The organism is Burkholderia sp. IT-111MI5 (assembly GCF_949752865.1).
Classification (GTDB): Bacteria; Pseudomonadota; Gammaproteobacteria; order Burkholderiales; family Burkholderiaceae; genus Burkholderia; species Burkholderia pyrrocinia_C.
Map to the genome: position 1 here is coordinate 1 of NZ_CATKIF010000020.1, position 16,863 is coordinate 16,863.

Consider the following 16,863-nt stretch of genomic DNA (forward strand, 5'->3'; position numbering starts at 1 on the left):
GCCGAAATCAACGCTGCCGAAGTTTCTCGTTTCTTCACTTGTTAGCGGCGTAATGATTGGTCTCTCGCGCCGTAATTTATCGAAATACTTGCAAGCACAGTGTCAGAAACTGCAAGGTCGGCATTAGATCACCTGTCGATCAGTGCTGCCTCAACACCGGACACCTTTTCATAAACGCCCGCTCCAACAAGGAAAAAATCGTCAATCGACTCTAAAACAAATAAAAATTTGACGCTTTGCAATAAATAATTTCAGATAGAAATAAAACATTGAGACTCTACGCAACCCGCCGGGGGCATGCCTCTCTCCGAATCTACCGACAACGATCCAGCCATTGATTTTTCTACAACTTTCCAAAAAACACACGCAATTTACAGCCCTTCGCGAGTATTTCCACCACCAAACCTAGGATCGAAAAATATCCCATAAAACCACGAAGTGGATAACAACCAACTACTATCTCAAATAAACCGGATTGACATTTGATGCAACCATCAATTTTCGAGGCGCCTCGTTGCAACCATGCGATTCCATTTCCGCTCGCGTGTATCCAATTTACAACATGAGATCGGCCTACCGCCAAAGCTCGCCTCATGATGGCTATGCACGCGCGCCCCCACTGACGAATTTCCACATAGCACCGCTCGAGGGTTTTCGTGAATCCCACCCACTTCGCACACCGCCGCGCTGATCGCGATCGTCCTTGTCTTCGTTGCCGGTCATGCCGCCTTGTCGACCCTTTTGGGCGATACCAGCGACTTGACCTCTGCGTTTTACGCAGATGGTAACGGAGGGGGCGGACGGGTTGCGTCGATAGGGTACCTGAGTTGGCCGACGTCACCGGATATCCCCGAGAGTCGCGGTCACCAGCTAGTGCGCACGTAACGGCATGGATGGAAGGCCCTGGGCGGATGGCGGCATCTGAATTGACGGAAAATGCCTACACGAAGCCAGAAACGACAAAGGGCTACGAGACAGAATCTCGTAACCCTTTGACTTTATTGGTGCCGGCTGCAGGACTCGAACCCGCCACCTGATGATTACAAATCATCGAACATCCGGGTTGATCAGTTACGATCGAGATAGATGTAGGCGCGGCAACCCTTATATTAAAAGGCCTTCTCGACTCAACCTGGTGATTTTACATTGACTCGCGTTGCCTGAGCATCCCATAATTTGCCTACACCGCACCTACACGAAAGCGTGTAGGCAGCCAAGGCCAGTTATGCCGGAGCCAGCATGTCCAAGGTAAATTTCACGACAGAACGAGTGAACTCGCTTCCTTGCATAGCAGGTAAGCAGCAGACAATCCACTGGGATGCCAAGAGTCCCGGTCTAGGGCTCAGAGTCACGAAATCAGGCGCCCGCGCCTTCGTTTTTGAATCGCGCCTCTTTGGCAAAACCATCCGTCTGACGATTGGCGATCCTCGCTCTTGGGATCTCAGCAATGCCCGAGCCGAAGCTGCTCGACTTGCCCTCCTGATTGACGCCGGACGGGATCCCCGAGAAGTCAGTGCCGAACAAAAGGCCGCGCACGAAGCACGGTTGGCCGACGCACGTCGCAAAGACGTGCTTTTCGTCGATGCGTGGGAAGCGTATTTGGACGATCTGCGTACACAAGTGTCACCAAAGACAAAACGACCTCGATCGGCTCAGTACATCGAAGACCACCGCAAGCTATCCGCCGCGGGCGGTGAAGAGAAGAAGCGCGGCAAAGGGCTTACCTCGCGAGGACCACTGTATGTACTGATGCGAGTGAAGCTCGCGGAGCTAACAGGAGCAGCGATAGCCGAGTGGCTTCGGATTGAGACAACAGAACGCCCGACGAGCGCTGCGTATGCCTATCGAGTCATCAAAGCCCTAGTACGGTGGTGCGAAAGCCACGAACGCTTCGCAGGGTTGATCCCAAGCGACTGCTACTCATCCACGAAAGTCAAATCTCTTCTGCCCAGTGCAAATACAAAGGAGGGAGATAGCTTACAGCGCGAACAACTGCATGCATGGTTCACGGCCGTACGAGCGATCCCGAATTTTGTCGTCTCCGTATACCTCCAGGGCCTTCTCATAAATGGATCTCGCCGAGAGGAGCTTGCTGAACTTCGCTGGGACGATGTCGATTTTGATTGGAACAGTATGCGTCTAAACGACAAGATCGAAGTCAAAAACGGTCGGGTCATTCCGCTGACCCCGTATTTCGCAATGCTTCTGAGAGAGCTAAGGAACATCAATGACAAGCCACCGGCAACATCGGTGCTTGCCACCCTCGCAGAGCAAGGCAAGACATGGCATCCATCTCCGTGGGTGTTTCCAAGCCCCACATCAGAAAGCGGGCATATCGAGGAGCCGCGCTACGCTCATAACCAAGCAATTCAGGCGGCGGGGCTCTCCCACGTAACGTTGCACGGACTGCGCAGGTCTTTCGGCACGTTGGCCGAATGGTGCGAAGTTCCTGTTGGTGTTGTCGCCCAAATTCAAGGACACAAACCAAGTGCTCTTGCAGAGAAGCATTACCGACGCCGCCCTCTCGACATGCTTCGAATGTGGCATACGAAAATCGAAGCGTGGATGCTCGAACAGGCAAACATCAAATTCGAGCCTCCAAGGAACTGAAATACGGGGCAGCGAACACGATTCTTGTCCCAACCCAGTCGTCAGGCAGTTTCGTTCTTGACTGGAATCGGCGAGCGCCCCGTTCCCGTCACGAAACGTTGCAGCCGATCCCAAGCCGCGAGATAGCGGTGCTTCGGCACCGCTGCCAATTGTTCGTCATGCGCGACTAAAAGCCGCTCCACGTCAGCGGCTTCGTTCTCGTGAAGCATCCACGGCTCGTTACGCTCTGCACGCGCGATACAAGCGTCCAATGCGGCCTCTGCTCGACGATACAAGTTCAGGTCTGATCCGGAGGTCGTCTCGCTGCGCATAAAGAACGCCAAGTAGACAACGCGCAACAGGCAAGTGACTTGATCACAATCTCCGCGTCCCGAGCGAACCACAGCCAGCGCCATATGGTTCTCCAGCGACAACGATCGCACCTTTTCGGTCGACAACGGCAACAGCATTTCTTTCGTAAGCGTTGCCCGACCGCCCCGCCGTCCCGCACCTCTTCCCACTGATTTACCCTTCTGTTGTCTCACATTATCGCGCCACGACGCCGACAGTTGCACTATCTCCCCTCGTGGTCATAGCGCCGGCGCAATGCCGGATCCCGTGTGATTCGCAACCGAAAACAGTTCGGGCACCACGCGCCACGATTGATCACCGTGTTAGGCATTGAGTTCCACACATGCCCGTGTGCGCACTGCCATGTCAATTTGACTCGATTGCCGTGATATTCGGTACTCAAGCATCGACCACCGCGCGCCGCAGCAACCGCCTGCATGTCCTCTATCGTTCGGCGCTTCGCGAGATTCGCGCAATGCCGACACCATGCCCCGCCAAGTACCAGATGCCTCCACGTCGTCCATTCATGTCCGCGTGCGCATCGAAATTGGTACTTCGAGTTTGTCAGCTGATACGGAAGTGCGGCATACGACGCGCGATTTTCGCCCGCCGCCGATACTTATTGCCTCAGACGGACGACGTACAGGCCGGTGAAGTTTGCAGCAGCGGCTAGGCTGTAGTTCGGCCGATTCGAATAGATCGAGCCCATGATCGTCGGCTTGTAGGTGACGACCCCGCCCGAAACACTGGCCATCTCGATCACCGGAGGATTCGGATCGGGAACGACATCGGTGGTGAAGTTCAAGGTCAGCGTACGGTTGAACATGTTGTCGAACCCACCGTATGACTTGATCTCGTAGACATAGTCCGCCTTCACACCCGCCGGAACCGGGTCGGGTTTCCCGAGGCAAATCGTCCCGTCGCGAACGACTCCGTCTTGCGGCGTCTTGAACGTCAACGTTGCGATACCGTCATCCGTGACCAGCGTCATCGTTGCGTTCGGGATCGAACTCTTCGTGACTTGAATCGACTTGTACCCGTCCGGACACTTGAACTCGACGGGCCGAGGGTCCTGCGTCGTCGGTGAGGACGCGCCTGACGCGCTGTCGCTGCTCGCAGCATTGCTCGCGCTGCCATCACTGCCACCACCGCATGCCACCAACAACGCAGCCGTGCTCATCAGGCACGACAGAATCATTCTCTTGTTCATCTTTTCTCTCTATTTGTTAAGTATGCTAATTAAACCAATTGCCGTCGCTCATGGTTCGACCTCGATCGCCCAGTGTCACTTTCCCGAAATGCGTTGGGGAACGCCACCACGCAACCTGTCCGGATCCACGCGAGGCCGATCGCGACTCACTCATTCAAAACTGCGCAGTCAATTGGAATCCGACCGCGAAACGTGCGGTCGGGAATTCAGATGGCTTGTAGACTGGCGTACCCACGAACAGGTCGTACGCATAGGCTCCGAATCGCGTACCCACGCTACCCTTTATGCCGATCACTGCGCCAGCCAACTGCGTCCCGACAAGGACGACAGGCTGCGGGCCCCATACGCGACCATAGTCGAGTCCCGCATAAACTGCCTGCCCCGTCTGCCCGATCGGCGCCTGCAATTCGTTGCGCCAGTAGAATCCGCGTGCTGCGGCGAGCATCGTCTCGCCATCGAACCCGCGCACCGTATAGCGACTGCCAATCGTCAAGTCGTCGATGTAGTAAAGCGTGTTTCCGGTGTACTGACCGTGGAATGTGCCGACATAGCGGAATGGCTGCTTGCCGATCGCGAAGGGCACCGACAGGTTCGCGTCGAGCACCGCCATCTTGAAGCGATAGGTCGGCCCGCCTCCCGCCGCCAACGTATCGTCCTGGGCGCCCAATCCACCGACACCTTGACGATATGCAAGTGAGCCGTCAAACTGCGCGCCGCCGAAGTAGTGGCGATCAGTCAGGCCGAGCTCAATCATCGTGTTATTGCGGCGCTGCTGCGAGATCTCAGTGTCTTCGATAAAGCTTTGTCCAAAACGGCGTGACAGGCGAGCGTAGGCGCCGAACACATCGTTCTGACTACGCGACAGCACGCGGGCCAGCTTGAAATCGACCGTCTTTGAATTGCCGCTCGCGACGAACGTCTGATTCACGCCAGCAATCTGCTGGTAGTACGTGCTCGTGTATGCGGAGAGCGTTGCGGTCCAGTAGCCCCACGGGATCGAGTAGAAGCCGTTCCAGCCGTGCGAACCGAGCCGCTTGTCGCCGAACTCGAGATCCTGGCTCACGCCGATGTTGAAGAGGTCGTTCAGGCCGAGCGGATTGTCGATGCCGAGCGACAGGTTGCCCTGCAGCCGGCCGGTCGCCCGCGTGCCCGAGTTGTCGATCGAGGCGACGACGGTCCACGGCTTGCCGCGCTTCACGTCGAGCACGACGTCGCTTTCGCCCGGCACATCGGCCGGTACGATCTGCATCGACACGTCCTGGCTCGACACGCGCTTCATCTGCTCCAGACCTTGCTCAAGGTCGCGCAAGTTCAGCAGTTCGCCGTCGCCGTTCGGGAAGGCGGTCTTCCAGGTGCCGCGGAGCTTTTCGTCGGCGAAGCGCACATGGCGGATGACACCGGGGATCAGCGAGAGCTTCAGCGTGCCGGTCGACAGATCTTGTTCGGGCAACAGCACGCGCGTCGTGACATACCCGTGCGCCAGAATCGCCTGCGACATGCCCTTGACGAGCATGTCAAGTCCCTGTTTGCCGACACACTGCCCAGTGTAGTGCTCGAGCCATTCGCGCGCGAAGGCGAAGCGATCCATCGGCAACGCCGACGCGCCTTGCGATTTCAGCGAGGTAGGCAGCGCATCGGGTACGTCGAGCACAAAACGGTCGATGCGAAAGCACGGCGTTTCGGATGGTAGCGCTGGATACCCTGCGCTCGCCGTTACGCTCGAACGCACCCCGGGCGCTGTGACGGTCCGTTCGCGCTCGCGCGCTTCTTCCTGCTGTCGGATTTGCTGGTCGTTGCCCGAAATGATCGGGCGAGGAGCTTCTTGCGCCGACACGGCCATTGGAATCAGCCATACGGCCGACAGCAGCACGACCGGGATACGGATTGTCATAAATGTGGTGTTGTTAGCTCGACTTTATGGTTTGGGTGCTAAATGTCCCGGAATCCAAACCCATTCCGTACCGCTCCATTTCCAGAAGCCCATGACCCAGATCGTGCTCGACCACGACGGCAACACGGGCTCCATTTCCGGTTTCGGCGGAGGACGCGGAGGTGCATCAGGTGGCACGGTCTCGCATGCAGCGAGAAGCGTCGACATGACAAACGCTAGGGCCATGGGCCATTTGGATTTCTTCATCGTTGCCTCAAAGCGAGTGCGATGTGCGCCGATCACGTCTTAAACCACCGGGAAACGCGGCCAATCAGTCCCTGCGGAGGCGGCACCCACCCCGGCTTCAGAAAGTCGTAGACGTCATCGTAGTGATCGAGGGGCTTCACCGGCATCAGCTCCATTGGTATCAGCGGATGATCGATTTCCACAGGAATGCCCCGACGCCAACACAATTTGGCTTCGAGGACACCAAGATAAGAAAAAAAATCCTCATCGATCGGATCCGTGCTATTTAACGGAGCATGCTTCAATTGAATTAATGACTCTAGCCCGGTCTTGTCGCTCTTAAGTAACAGCGAATAGAAATCTCGACCTTCCGCGCATTCCGTGCGCAATGGTTTCTTGCCATTCCTTGCAATCTTCTCGATCATCCTCGATATTTGATCATCGTCGCCACGAATGGCGAGTTGCAGCATGTAAACATGAGAGAAATTGCTGAGCGGGTCATTTCTATATTTAATGAGATCCGCCGTTTCAGCACGAGCAACCTTTTGGATTACTTCCTCATTATCCGAAAGGAGTGCAACCAATATGGGCTCGCCAGTATCGAACGATGCGCCGCCCGACTCACCAATACTGGCAAGATTTAATCGTGCAGCGAGATACATATTTTGCTTCAACAAAGCAATGTCATTTTCAACAAAATACTCGTAGATTGCTTGCGCGTGAGCACGCCTTGACAGTCCAATCAACACGGAGCCGATCCGGACCTTGTTTCGCCTAAACTGAATGTCATGGAGCAGCTCGGGAAGTAAACGCTTATTAGCCTCAACCAAGTTGCTAATTTTTCGACACCGATCTTCATTCTTCATATCACTTTCCGTTTGGCTTGATAAGCGACATTCCGTTTGAGTCAATCCCAGAAACCACCTTAATCAAATTCCCGCTGGCCCTCGCGGATTCGATTGTATCCGCCGTTTTCACAAGCTCTGGATTGCCCGACGCTTTGAGTCTGTCTATGCTGCGTTGGATCCACGCATCCGACATTTGCGTTGGCAGATCTCCGGATGGCCCGTTCAGTTGTATTGAGCCATTTGCGTTAAGAGGTTTTACTTCGTTGATGTATACTTTATCACCCTTAACATAAACGCCATCAAAACAATTGACGCCACACTTTCCATCCAGTGGGGTAAAGCCGTTGCGTACGAAGTAGTTGTTTGCCACGTATTCCCGGGCTTGGCCCTGGAGTTCCGTAGACGGGAGATGATCTATCTGCGACAGTACTCCTTGTTCCGCAGTATTCAGCTTAACCGGCATGCTCTCCATCGTCACCTTTCCGGTGCTGATGAAGCCTTTATCCGTGGGTTTAACCGCTCCCGCCAACCAAACATCAATCGACTCACCCGCGCGGGCGACCGTCGATGCGATCTTGTTGGTAAGGATACCGCCGATGACCGTTTCCTCGATCGTGTAATCGGGTTTCACGGAGCCGTTTTGCGTGGCGAAGGAATCCACTCGATTCTGATCGCGCTGGCTTGCACCCGGCACGATGGAGCCGGGCAGCGAACCCAGCCCGGAGTTCAAGTACTGGTCTGAACGTTGCGTGGGCGTCGCACTGAAATACGTCTGAGCCGAACCGTAGGAGATGATAGGCGAACCGCGTACCAGAATCGGCTTGCCCATATATTGCGACAACATATCTTGCGCTGTCTGAAGGTTCGCCAGGTAGGAGCTCAGCCCACCCATCGCGCCTTCGCTGGTCGGATTGTTCGCCGTCTGGATCAGCGTCTGGAGATACGCCATGTTTTCCTTGTTGGCAGTGTCGTCGACCATTCCCTTCGCCGCGCGCTCGAGCATGTCGGTCCAGTAAGTCGTTGCCTTCGCCACGCAACTTGAATCGCCGCGGCATACCGCCTGCGCCTTTTCCTTTGCGAGCTGCTCGACAACCTTCACCTCTTCTACGTGAAGCTGCCGATTGTAAAGCTCGTTGTTGACGGCCGACCCTGCACCGGCCAGCGCACCGGATGAACCGCCACCTGCGACAGCGCCAGCCGCCGCACCGCCCGCCGTTGCCACGATCTCGTTTAGCGCATTCCGCGCGGCGGCTTGCGCGCTCAGCGGCAACTGGCTCACAGTCTGATCGATGATCGGCTGCGCCAGGGACTGCAGTACATCACCGGCCAATGAACCCGCGACCGCTCCGCCGATGTTGCCACCCGACAGCGCTGCCCCGATCGCCGCCACCGCGGCGTGCAGCGCGTCGCGACCCGCACCGCCTTCGCCGAACAATGCCTTCATCTGCGGGCTGCTGTTTTCCAACTGAGTCGCCGCTTCCGCCACCGCGAACGTCGCGACCTTGCCGAACGCCTGCGCAAAGGCCATATTGTTCTGGACCTTCTGCAGGTTGAATGTGTTCTCCACCGTCTGGTTCGCGTTCGCGGTGTCGCGCGACAGCCCGGCCGTGCTGTCCGTGCCGTTCTGTTCATCCGACTTCACGACGATCTTCGCCGGGCTCACCGCGGCGTGCGTAACGCCGCTCGCGCTATCACCCGTCTGTGCAAAGCTCGGGCCGCCCGACGTCGAAAAACCTTCCGACGATCCCGAATACGACATCTTGTTCTGGATGTCGGTAAATCCGAGGCTGCCGGTCGTCAGCGTATTGCTGTCTGCCGGCGCCGCGCTCGCGATCTGTGCGCCGTTGAGCTGCGTATGGCCCGCCACGTTGACATCAAACCCTTCCTTGCCAGCCACGATGCCGGTTTGCTGGTTCACCGACGCATAATTCGCGTCGATGCTGGTGTGGCCGATCGATGCGTCAACGCCGCCACCATAGCCGAATGTAAAGCTGCCGCTGACGCCCGTGTTGTGCTGGTTGCTGCTGTAATTCGACGTATCCTGAAGGCTCGTCATCGTCAGGTCGCCGCCGACATCGACCTTGACCTTGTCGCCTGAAACCTTGGCGCCCGACAACGTCGTGTCACCGCCCGACTTCATCGTCAGCGTGTTGCCGGCCGCCACCGTCGTATTGGTTTGCGTGACGCTGTCGCCATTGCCCTGTCCGTGCGAGTTCGAGCCATTCGCGAAGACGCTGATCCCCGTATTCTTGCCCACGCCGATCGCCACGCCTGCATTCCAGCCGGTCGAACTGTTCGAGCTCGTACTCTGTTCGGTGCTCTGCGCACTTTGCAGCGTGATCGCGTTGTTGGCGTCGAGCGCGACGTTCTTGCCGAGCACTGACGCTCCGGTCATCGCAATGTTTCCGGTGCCCGCCTGAGCGTTTCCGCTTGCGTCCGGTGTGCCCGTCGCGGTGATGGAGACGTTGCCGTTGCCTATGATCGACGAACCTTTCGCGCTCGAGATCGATGTCGTCGCATTGCTGCTGCTATGGCTCGACCCGATGCTGAGCTGTACCTGAACGCCCTTGGCAGCTTCGCTCACGTTCCCGTTCGACAGGGCATTGGCCGCGTCCTTGATCCCGCCGCGGTTCTGGTAAGCTTGTTCGGCAGCCGCCACGGCCTGTACTGCGGCGAGGCGCGAATCGCCCGACTGCTGGCCTTGGCGGACGGCGCCTGCCATCGACTGTCCGAGTCCGACCAGGCCGCCGCCCAATCCGACACTCAAACCCGACTGGCTGAACTGCTGCGACTGCGCGTCCTTGTAGGTGTCGTACGCGGCATTTACCGTCACGTTTTGAGCGGCGATTCCGACATCCCGGCCTGCCACAATCGTGCTACCGGTAATCGTGGCATCCTTTCCAGCCTGGATCGTGACATTGCCCTGCGATGACCCGATCACACTCCCCTTATTCGTCACCGAGCTGCTTTGGTCTTGCTGCGCGGCCGAGCGCGAACCTACCGTCACCGACAAACCACCATTCGTCAAAAGACCCGATTCCTTCTTGTCGAAATAGCTGGACGATTGAGTCGTGTCTTGCGAGGTCGTGATGTTGACGTTGCGCGTCGCCTGCAACGTCACGTCGTTCGTGCCAACGACGTTGCTACCCGCCACGTTGATGTCGCGATTGCTGACGATGTTGACGCTGTCGGCCGACACCGTGCTGCCCTGGCTATAGGTCGCCGTCTGGTCGATGCCGCTTGCAACCTGCACGCCGCTCACGACATTGCTGTGGCTGTGCGTTTCGTGCGAGTTCAGCACATGCGTTTCGGTTGCCGCGCCGATATTCACATCGCCGCTCGCCATCAGGTTCGCATTGCCTTTATCCAGGCTGACCGTGCTGCCGCTGATCGTGAGATCCTTGCCCGACGCCAATGTGACGGTATCGCCACCCTTGAGCGTCGTGCCGGTCAGCGCCTGATCGGACGTGTGCAACGTCTCCGCGTAGCTGCCATGGCTATCGCTACCCGAACTGTTGCTGTTCACCGTCGACGTCGTGCTCGCCGCGCCGAGCGTCACGTTGCCCTTGGCCGCGATCGTGCCGCCCTGACCAAGGTCGATCTGCGCGCCCTTGGCCGTCAGGTCTCCGCCGACGCCGATGCTCGACTGCCCACCAACCGTCACCGAGCTGCCGGTGACCTTGTTGATGTCGGTATTCGACACGCCGTTCGCCCGTTGCACGATCTTGTGCTCGCCCGTCTGCACCGCGCCGAGATCCCAGTTGCCGCCGACGTTCATCCCGAGATTGCCGCCGACCGACAGGTTACCCGCATTCTGCTGGAAGTTGCCGCCGGTGACGATCGACGCATTGCCCTCGACGTCCAGTTTGGCGGTTGGCCCAAGCGTCGTCACCACGCTCGTTGCACCGTCCCGACTCACGCGCGTGTTCGTCTTCGTCGCCGTATCGAGAATCAGGTCCTTGCCGGCATCCAGTTGCAAACTGCCGGCCTTCACGTTCGCCGACGTCAGATCAATGTTGTTCTCGGTCTTCAGCGACATCAGCCCGCCGCTTTGCAGCGCGCCGAATGCGTTGTCGATCTGCTTGCCCTGGATCGCCAGCGTGTTGTCCGCCTTGATCGTGCCGCTATTCGTGAACGACTGCGCGTTCTGGAAATCGATATTCGTCGCGCTGATCAGCGGGCCGTTGACATTCTGCTGGTTCGCCTGCGCGAGATACACGACCGGAACGAGCACCGACTGGCCGTCGACCACGCGGGTTTCCATCATGATCACGTTGCCGGTCAGCTTCGACACCTGGTCGGCCGACAGGCTCGCGCCCATCGGCAAATCGAGCGACTTCGACAGATCCGCGCCTGCCGTCATCAACGACTGGTACATCGTTTGCAGATCCGCGTACGGCCCCAGCACCGCCTTGCCGGTCAGCGCCGTCACCTGATTGCGCACCAACTGCTGCTCATAGAAGCCGTCACCAAGCCGCTTCGGAATATGCGTGAGATCAACGCCGAGCTGTCCGAAGAAGTAGTCGCTCGAAATGAAGTTCTTCTGGTTCGTGAACGCCGGATTCGTCTCGATCACGTAGTTCGCATTCGGCGCGGTCGTCGGCCGGTACAGGCCACCTTGCGGAATCGTGAGGTTGTTCAGCACGTTCAGCGCCGTCGCACTGGCGATGATCGGATCGACCGGCGCCGGTGGACCACCGTGCACGGACGATGCATCCGATTTTGCGCCGCTGGCGTTGCCGCTCAGGGTGGTCGGCGTAAGCCCCGGCACCGACTGCCCCGGCAACAAACCGAGCGGCGGAATTGATGCGTTAGCCGCCGTGTTGCTGACGCTGACACCCGTGCCCGAAATCGTGCCGTTCGAACTTATCGTCGAGAAGTAGCCGGGCAGCGTGTAATCCTTGATCGACGCCGGCGCCGCCTGCGTATAGCCACCCGGACGCCCAGTCACGAACGGCGCGTTGCCGAACGGCAGTTGCCAGTCGTGTTCGGTGTTGTCGTAGTTGTTGTAGTGATACTGCCCCGAGTAGGAAACCGTCACGCCCGGCAGTTTCTGCCCGGACGCCGCCCAGCCGTCGGCGTCATAGTGCGCCGGCATCTTGATGTCGCCGACCGCGGCGATGTTGCTCCAGTAGTTTTGCATCGTGCCGACCGACGACGCATCGATCTTGCCGCCCGACACGATCTGCGCGGCCGGGCTGATGTCCGTTACCGTCGTTGCCGTCGCGCTGTCCGCGTAGTAGGTCGTGAACTGATACGTGCTGTTCCACTGACCGCCGTGAGGCGGCTCGGTGTAGACGCCGCCGATGCTGTCCGGATCCTTCACGCCGACCTGGCCCGTGCGGCCCTTGATCGGAATACCGAACTGGCCGAGCAGCGATGGATCGATCGAATTCGTCGAGGTCTTCATCACGCGGCGCGTGCTCGTGATCTTGTCCGCGTGCAGTTGCATGTCGCCGTCGGACTGGATCAGCGCCGATACGTTGTTGACGAGTCCCGCATTCGTGTAGTTGCCGCTCGCGTCCTTGCCGCCTGCCAGCACAACCTTGCCCATGCCGAAGATCGCCGTCGTCGCCATCGAATCGGTCGCGGTCGCGTCATCGCGGTTTTCGATGTCGTGCGCGAGGATTTCCAGCGTACCGTTGCTGTCCGATGCACCGATCAGCGCGGTCGGCCCGAGGTTCGAGATCGTATTCGTCGCGTTGAGCGACGCACTGGCGCCCACGAGCGCGCCGCTATTAATCAGGTTGGTCGATTGCATGTGCAGCAGGCCGCCGGCCGTCAAGGCGCCCACGTTGACGATGTTGCCCGCGTTGACGCTCAGGTTGTTGACCGATTGCAGGTTCGCGTTGTTCGTGAAGGTGCCGGGCAACGTGAAGGCAAGATCGTGACCGACGTTGAACTGCGTATCGGATGCCGCCGTGTAATCGCCCTGCAGATTTACGTTGGCGTCGTGCGTTGCGCTGTACGTGCCGCCGCCCTGCAGCGTGGCCGCCGCGACCGACAGGTCGTGCGTGGAGCTGATCTGACCATTCGTGTTGGTGATCGCACCGGTCGTCGTCACGTCCACGTCGCCGTTCGAATTCGTGACGTTGCCAATCGTGCCGCCGCTATTGTCCAGGGTGTTGCCTTGAACACGCAGTGATGCACCGCTGAGTTGACCGCCCTGCGTATTGCTGATCGACTCGGCGCCGACCGTCACCTCGCCATTGCCGGTAATCGCGCCCATGCCCGCTACGCCGCCGGCGTGGCTGTTCGTGATCTGGCTGCCGCCTTGCACCGTCATCTTGCCCGCGCCGAGATCGACAATGGCGCCGTCCGCGTTGTCGATCGAGGCCGATTGAATGGCGAGCGTGCTGGTGTCGCCTGCTGTCGACTGCCCGGCCTGAATGTGGCCGCCCCGGTTTGACAGAGCGCCGCCGTTCTTCAACGACAGCGACGTGTCCGATCTCAGCAGGCCCTGCGCGTTGTTCACGTCGCCTGCGATGGTCGCGTTGATGCCGCGCTGCGCGGCAAGAATACCGCTCGCGTTGCTCCAGGAAGCCGCGTTGACGACGGCCTGCCCCTTTGTCACGATGGTGCCCGACGCGTTGTTCAGCGCGCTCGATCCATTGCCCGGCGCGATTGTCAGCGTGCCGGTGCCGGCATGCGTGATGGTGCCGCCCGCGTTGTTCAGCTCGGCCGGCGTGAGCGTCAGGTCCGTGCTGTTGGTCTGGATCACGCCGGCGGCCGAGTTGTCGAGCGTGCCGCTGACGTTCATCCCCATCGCTGACGATCCATACTGCGTGATCGTGCCACCGTGGTTCACGAGGTTTGAAGCCGTCAGCGCAAGCTGATTGGCCTCGAGCTTGCCGCCGCTGTTGTCGAGCGTCGAATCGGCGGTGACCGACAGGTTCGGCGCGACGATCGAACCGCCCTGGTTCGTCATCGAGCCCGTGTGGATCGTCGCGTTCGTGCTCGCGCCGATCTGGCCGCCGTCGTTCGCGAGCGTACCGCTGGTGACGCTCAGATCCGTGTTCGACAACAGCTTGCCGCTCACATTGTTCAGCGTGCCGGCGACGGTTGCCATCAGTCCGTTCTGTGCGTTGATCGAGCCCGATGTGTTGTTCAGCGCGCCGGTTTGCGCGACGACGCGCCCGTTGCTCGCGATCGAACCGCCCACGTTCGACACCGCCCCCGTACCTCCGCCGAGCGTCAGCGTGCCGTTGCCGGCATGCGTGATCGTGCCGCCATCGTTGACGAGCGCGGCAGGCGCGAGCGTCAGATCGGTACTGTTGGTTTGCAGCGTGCCGCCATTCGAGTTGTCGAGCGTGCCCGACACGTTCACGCTCATCGCGCCAGCGCCGGACTGCGTGATCGTGCCGCCGTGGTTCACGAGGTCGGTCGCGTTTAACGACACCTGGCTCGCCTGCACGGTGCCCGCGCTGTTGTCGAGCGTCGTGGCGCTGAGAGTTGCCGTCTGGCCGGCGATCGAGCCGCCGTTGTTGGTCAGGCGCGCGCCCGCATCGACGGCCACCTTTTGCGCAGCCTGCAGCGTGCCCCCACCATTGTCGACCGACTGGCCCGATACCCGCAGATTCGTGTTGGATGTGATCGCGCCGCGATTGACAACGTTTGCGCCTTGGACCGACACATCGCCGTTGCCGCCGATGACACCGCCTTGCGCACCGTTCGCGGTGGTACCCGCGGCGTTGGTCAATTGGCCGCTCGTCGTCACCGACAGGCCGTCGCCATTGAGCGACGTGATACGACCCGCCGTGTTGTCCAGCGTCGCACCGGCCACCGTCATGCCGGCCGCGCTTTGAAGGGTGCCCTGGTTGTTCGCGATGGCGCCGCCACGCACGTCCGCCGTGCTCTCGGATACCAGTTCGCCGGACTGGTTGGCGATCTGGCCGGCGACGTTGACCGACAGCGGCCCCTGCGATGAAACCTTGCCGCCCTGATTCGACAGATTGCCACCGGTCAGCGTCGTGCCGCCGCCGCTCGACAGGCTGCCGTGATCGTTGATCACGGTGCCCGATGCGTTCGCCTGAATGGCGCCTTGCGCGCTCGTCGTCGCGTTCGACAGGTTCACGTCGCCGGCCGTCGCGCTCAGCGACAGATTGCCGTTCGTCGCCGTCTGGCTACCGGCGAGATTCACGCTGCCGCCCGTCAGCGACGCATTGCCGCCCGCCACATTCTGGCCGGTCGCGGTCAGCTGGCCCGACGCCATCAGGTTGAGGTCGCCACTGTGCGCGACGGAACCGTCGTTGTTCACGCCGGCGCCGAGCGTGCCGGTCGAATTGATGCTCCCGGCATTCACCGTCGTATTTTGCTGCGCCGCGAGCGTGCCGCTGCTCGTGAGATCGGCGGCCGTGTTCACCGACAGCGATTGCTGCGCATACGTGGTGCCACTATTCTGGATGCCGCCCGCGGCCGATAGCGCCATATTGCCGCTTGCCGTGGTCTTGCCGGTGAGCACGAGCCGGCCATTCGACTGCAGCGTCAGATCGCCTGCCTGCGCGGCGATGGTACCGGCGTTAGCCACCCCCACACCGAACTCATTCGATGCGAGGACGATTCTATTGCTATACATGCCGCCCAACTGGCTCACGTCGATCGCGACCGCCGGAGCGGAGCCGTCGCCGGCGATCGGTGTCGCGGCAAGCGTGTCGTGGTTGACCTGGGCCGCGCCTGCGATCACGTTCAGGTTCTTCGCATAGATGGCGGAATTGACCTGTACAGCGCGGGCGATAAGGTCCACCTGATCGGTACCGGTTGCGTTCAGGCCGGCGCCCGAGACGGTCACGAGCCCGCGGTTGACGTTGTAACCGGCGAGCGAACCATCGGCGCCGTAGTACGGCACGCCGGTCGTCAAGGTCGCGCGGCTGGTATTCAGGAAGGTTCCGCCGTCCACGAAGATCCCGGACGGATTCGCCAGGATGAGCTCCGCGCGAGCGCCTGCGATCTCCAAAGCGCCGCGAATTTGAGAAGGGTTCGGACTATTGACCTGGTTGACGATGATCCGCGCGGCCTGCCCGGCGCCGTAATTCGGGTTGCCGTTGATCCAGCCCGCCTGCTGCGTCTGAACCATCGTGGCCGAGTTGTTCAGGATCGCGCCAGCCTTTTGGACGTCGAACTGGTTGTAGGTGTTCAGCGAAACGCCCGCGCCGCCCGGCTTGTTGATATTCACTTGCGGCAGGCCGTTGGGCGTCTGGATTACCGATGGTGCATTCGGCCCCGCTCCGACGATTTGTGCGTGCACCCACATCGGCATCGCGCCCGCGGCAATCAGCGCACCGAATGCGGCAAGCCGCAACGCGAACTGCGTCACTACATGCACACCGCTGCGATTGAGGGTACGCCGCGTTTCACCTGCGCTCGCCTTCCCCGCTGAGCTGGCCGTTTCTTCTACTGCGACCAACATACCGTGCACGCGGCTGAACACCAGCCGATAATGGTTTTTGTTCATAACCTTGGTCTACTCGCGATTTTCGTTCGATCCGCCCTCACGGCCTCGAACATCGCATGGAATCTAATTTAAACCGTGGAAAGGCAGCGTCAAAGAGTGTCAATCGTTGCCGAGATACGACGGACGAAACAACTCCATCGCTCGATTACTGCCACGCCAGTCCGGCTATCTCGATATTTTGGATAACGACATACTCTATCGACCGCAAATATCGACGGCATTGTTAATCGTAATCCGCGCGAATCTTACCTCACGCATCATCTCAAAAACACCCCTGACAGAATTGCGAGGTCGAATC

Annotated in this window: 7 protein-coding genes; 1 reads left to right on the forward strand and 6 read right to left on the reverse strand. The window is 59.5% G+C overall.

Features of this window, described 5'->3' with window-relative positions:
- Window positions 1-1,239: 1,239 nt before the first annotated feature.
- Window positions 1,240-2,610: a tyrosine-type recombinase/integrase gene (locus ACM6JT_RS17895; RefSeq protein WP_414856954.1), complete on the forward strand. Its 1,371-nt coding sequence runs from the start codon at window positions 1,240-1,242 to the stop codon at window positions 2,608-2,610.
- Between the two features lie 41 nt (window positions 2,611-2,651).
- Here ACM6JT_RS17895 and ACM6JT_RS17900 read toward each other — a convergent pair whose 3' ends face one another.
- The 6 genes from ACM6JT_RS17900 to bcpA all read right to left on the reverse strand — a co-directional run bounded on the left by ACM6JT_RS17900 (window position 2,652) and on the right by bcpA (window position 16,565).
- Window positions 2,652-3,059, reverse strand: a complete 408-nt coding sequence (locus tag ACM6JT_RS17900) for a hypothetical protein (protein WP_414856955.1) — start codon at window positions 3,057-3,059, stop codon at window positions 2,652-2,654.
- A gap of 500 nt (window positions 3,060-3,559) precedes the next feature.
- Window positions 3,560-4,150 carry a hypothetical protein gene (locus ACM6JT_RS17905; protein WP_414856956.1) on the reverse strand — a complete coding sequence of 197 codons (591 nt, stop codon included), beginning with the start codon at window positions 4,148-4,150 and terminating at the stop codon, window positions 3,560-3,562.
- A 154-nt stretch (window positions 4,151-4,304) separates the two neighbouring features.
- Window positions 4,305-6,041: a ShlB/FhaC/HecB family hemolysin secretion/activation protein gene (locus tag ACM6JT_RS17910; RefSeq protein ID WP_414856957.1), complete on the reverse strand. Its 1,737-nt coding sequence runs from the start codon at window positions 6,039-6,041 to the stop codon at window positions 4,305-4,307.
- 24 nt (window positions 6,042-6,065) lie between these two features.
- Window positions 6,066-6,287, reverse strand: coding sequence for a CDI system lipoprotein BcpO (bcpO, locus tag ACM6JT_RS17915; RefSeq protein ID WP_080324020.1), 222 nt, complete (start codon window positions 6,285-6,287; stop codon window positions 6,066-6,068).
- Window positions 6,288-6,319: 32 nt separating this feature from the next.
- Complete coding sequence (bcpI, locus tag ACM6JT_RS17920; protein WP_414856958.1) at window positions 6,320-7,132, reverse strand: contact-dependent inhibition immunity protein BcpI; 813 nt, start codon at window positions 7,130-7,132, stop codon at window positions 6,320-6,322.
- Between the two features lies 1 nt (window position 7,133).
- Window positions 7,134-16,565, reverse strand: coding sequence for a contact-dependent inhibition toxin BcpA (bcpA, locus tag ACM6JT_RS17925; protein WP_414856959.1), 9,432 nt, complete (start codon window positions 16,563-16,565; stop codon window positions 7,134-7,136).
- Window positions 16,566-16,863 lie beyond the last annotated feature (298 nt).

Coding starts and splice junctions, on each gene's coding strand:
- ACM6JT_RS17905 (WP_414856956.1), bottom strand. CDS start 4,150: ATGAACAAGAGAATGATTCTGTCGTGCCTGATGAGCACGGCTGCGTTG.
- ACM6JT_RS17900 (WP_414856955.1), bottom strand. CDS start 3,059: ATGCTGTTGCCGTTGTCGACCGAAAAGGTGCGATCGTTGTCGCTGGAG.
- bcpO (WP_080324020.1), bottom strand. CDS start 6,287: ATGAAGAAATCCAAATGGCCCATGGCCCTAGCGTTTGTCATGTCGACG.
- bcpI (WP_414856958.1), bottom strand. CDS start 7,132: ATGAAGAATGAAGATCGGTGTCGAAAAATTAGCAACTTGGTTGAGGCT.
- ACM6JT_RS17895 (WP_414856954.1), top strand. CDS start 1,240: ATGTCCAAGGTAAATTTCACGACAGAACGAGTGAACTCGCTTCCTTGC.
- bcpA (WP_414856959.1), bottom strand. CDS start 16,565: ATGAACAAAAACCATTATCGGCTGGTGTTCAGCCGCGTGCACGGTATG.
- ACM6JT_RS17910 (WP_414856957.1), bottom strand. CDS start 6,041: ATGACAATCCGTATCCCGGTCGTGCTGCTGTCGGCCGTATGGCTGATT.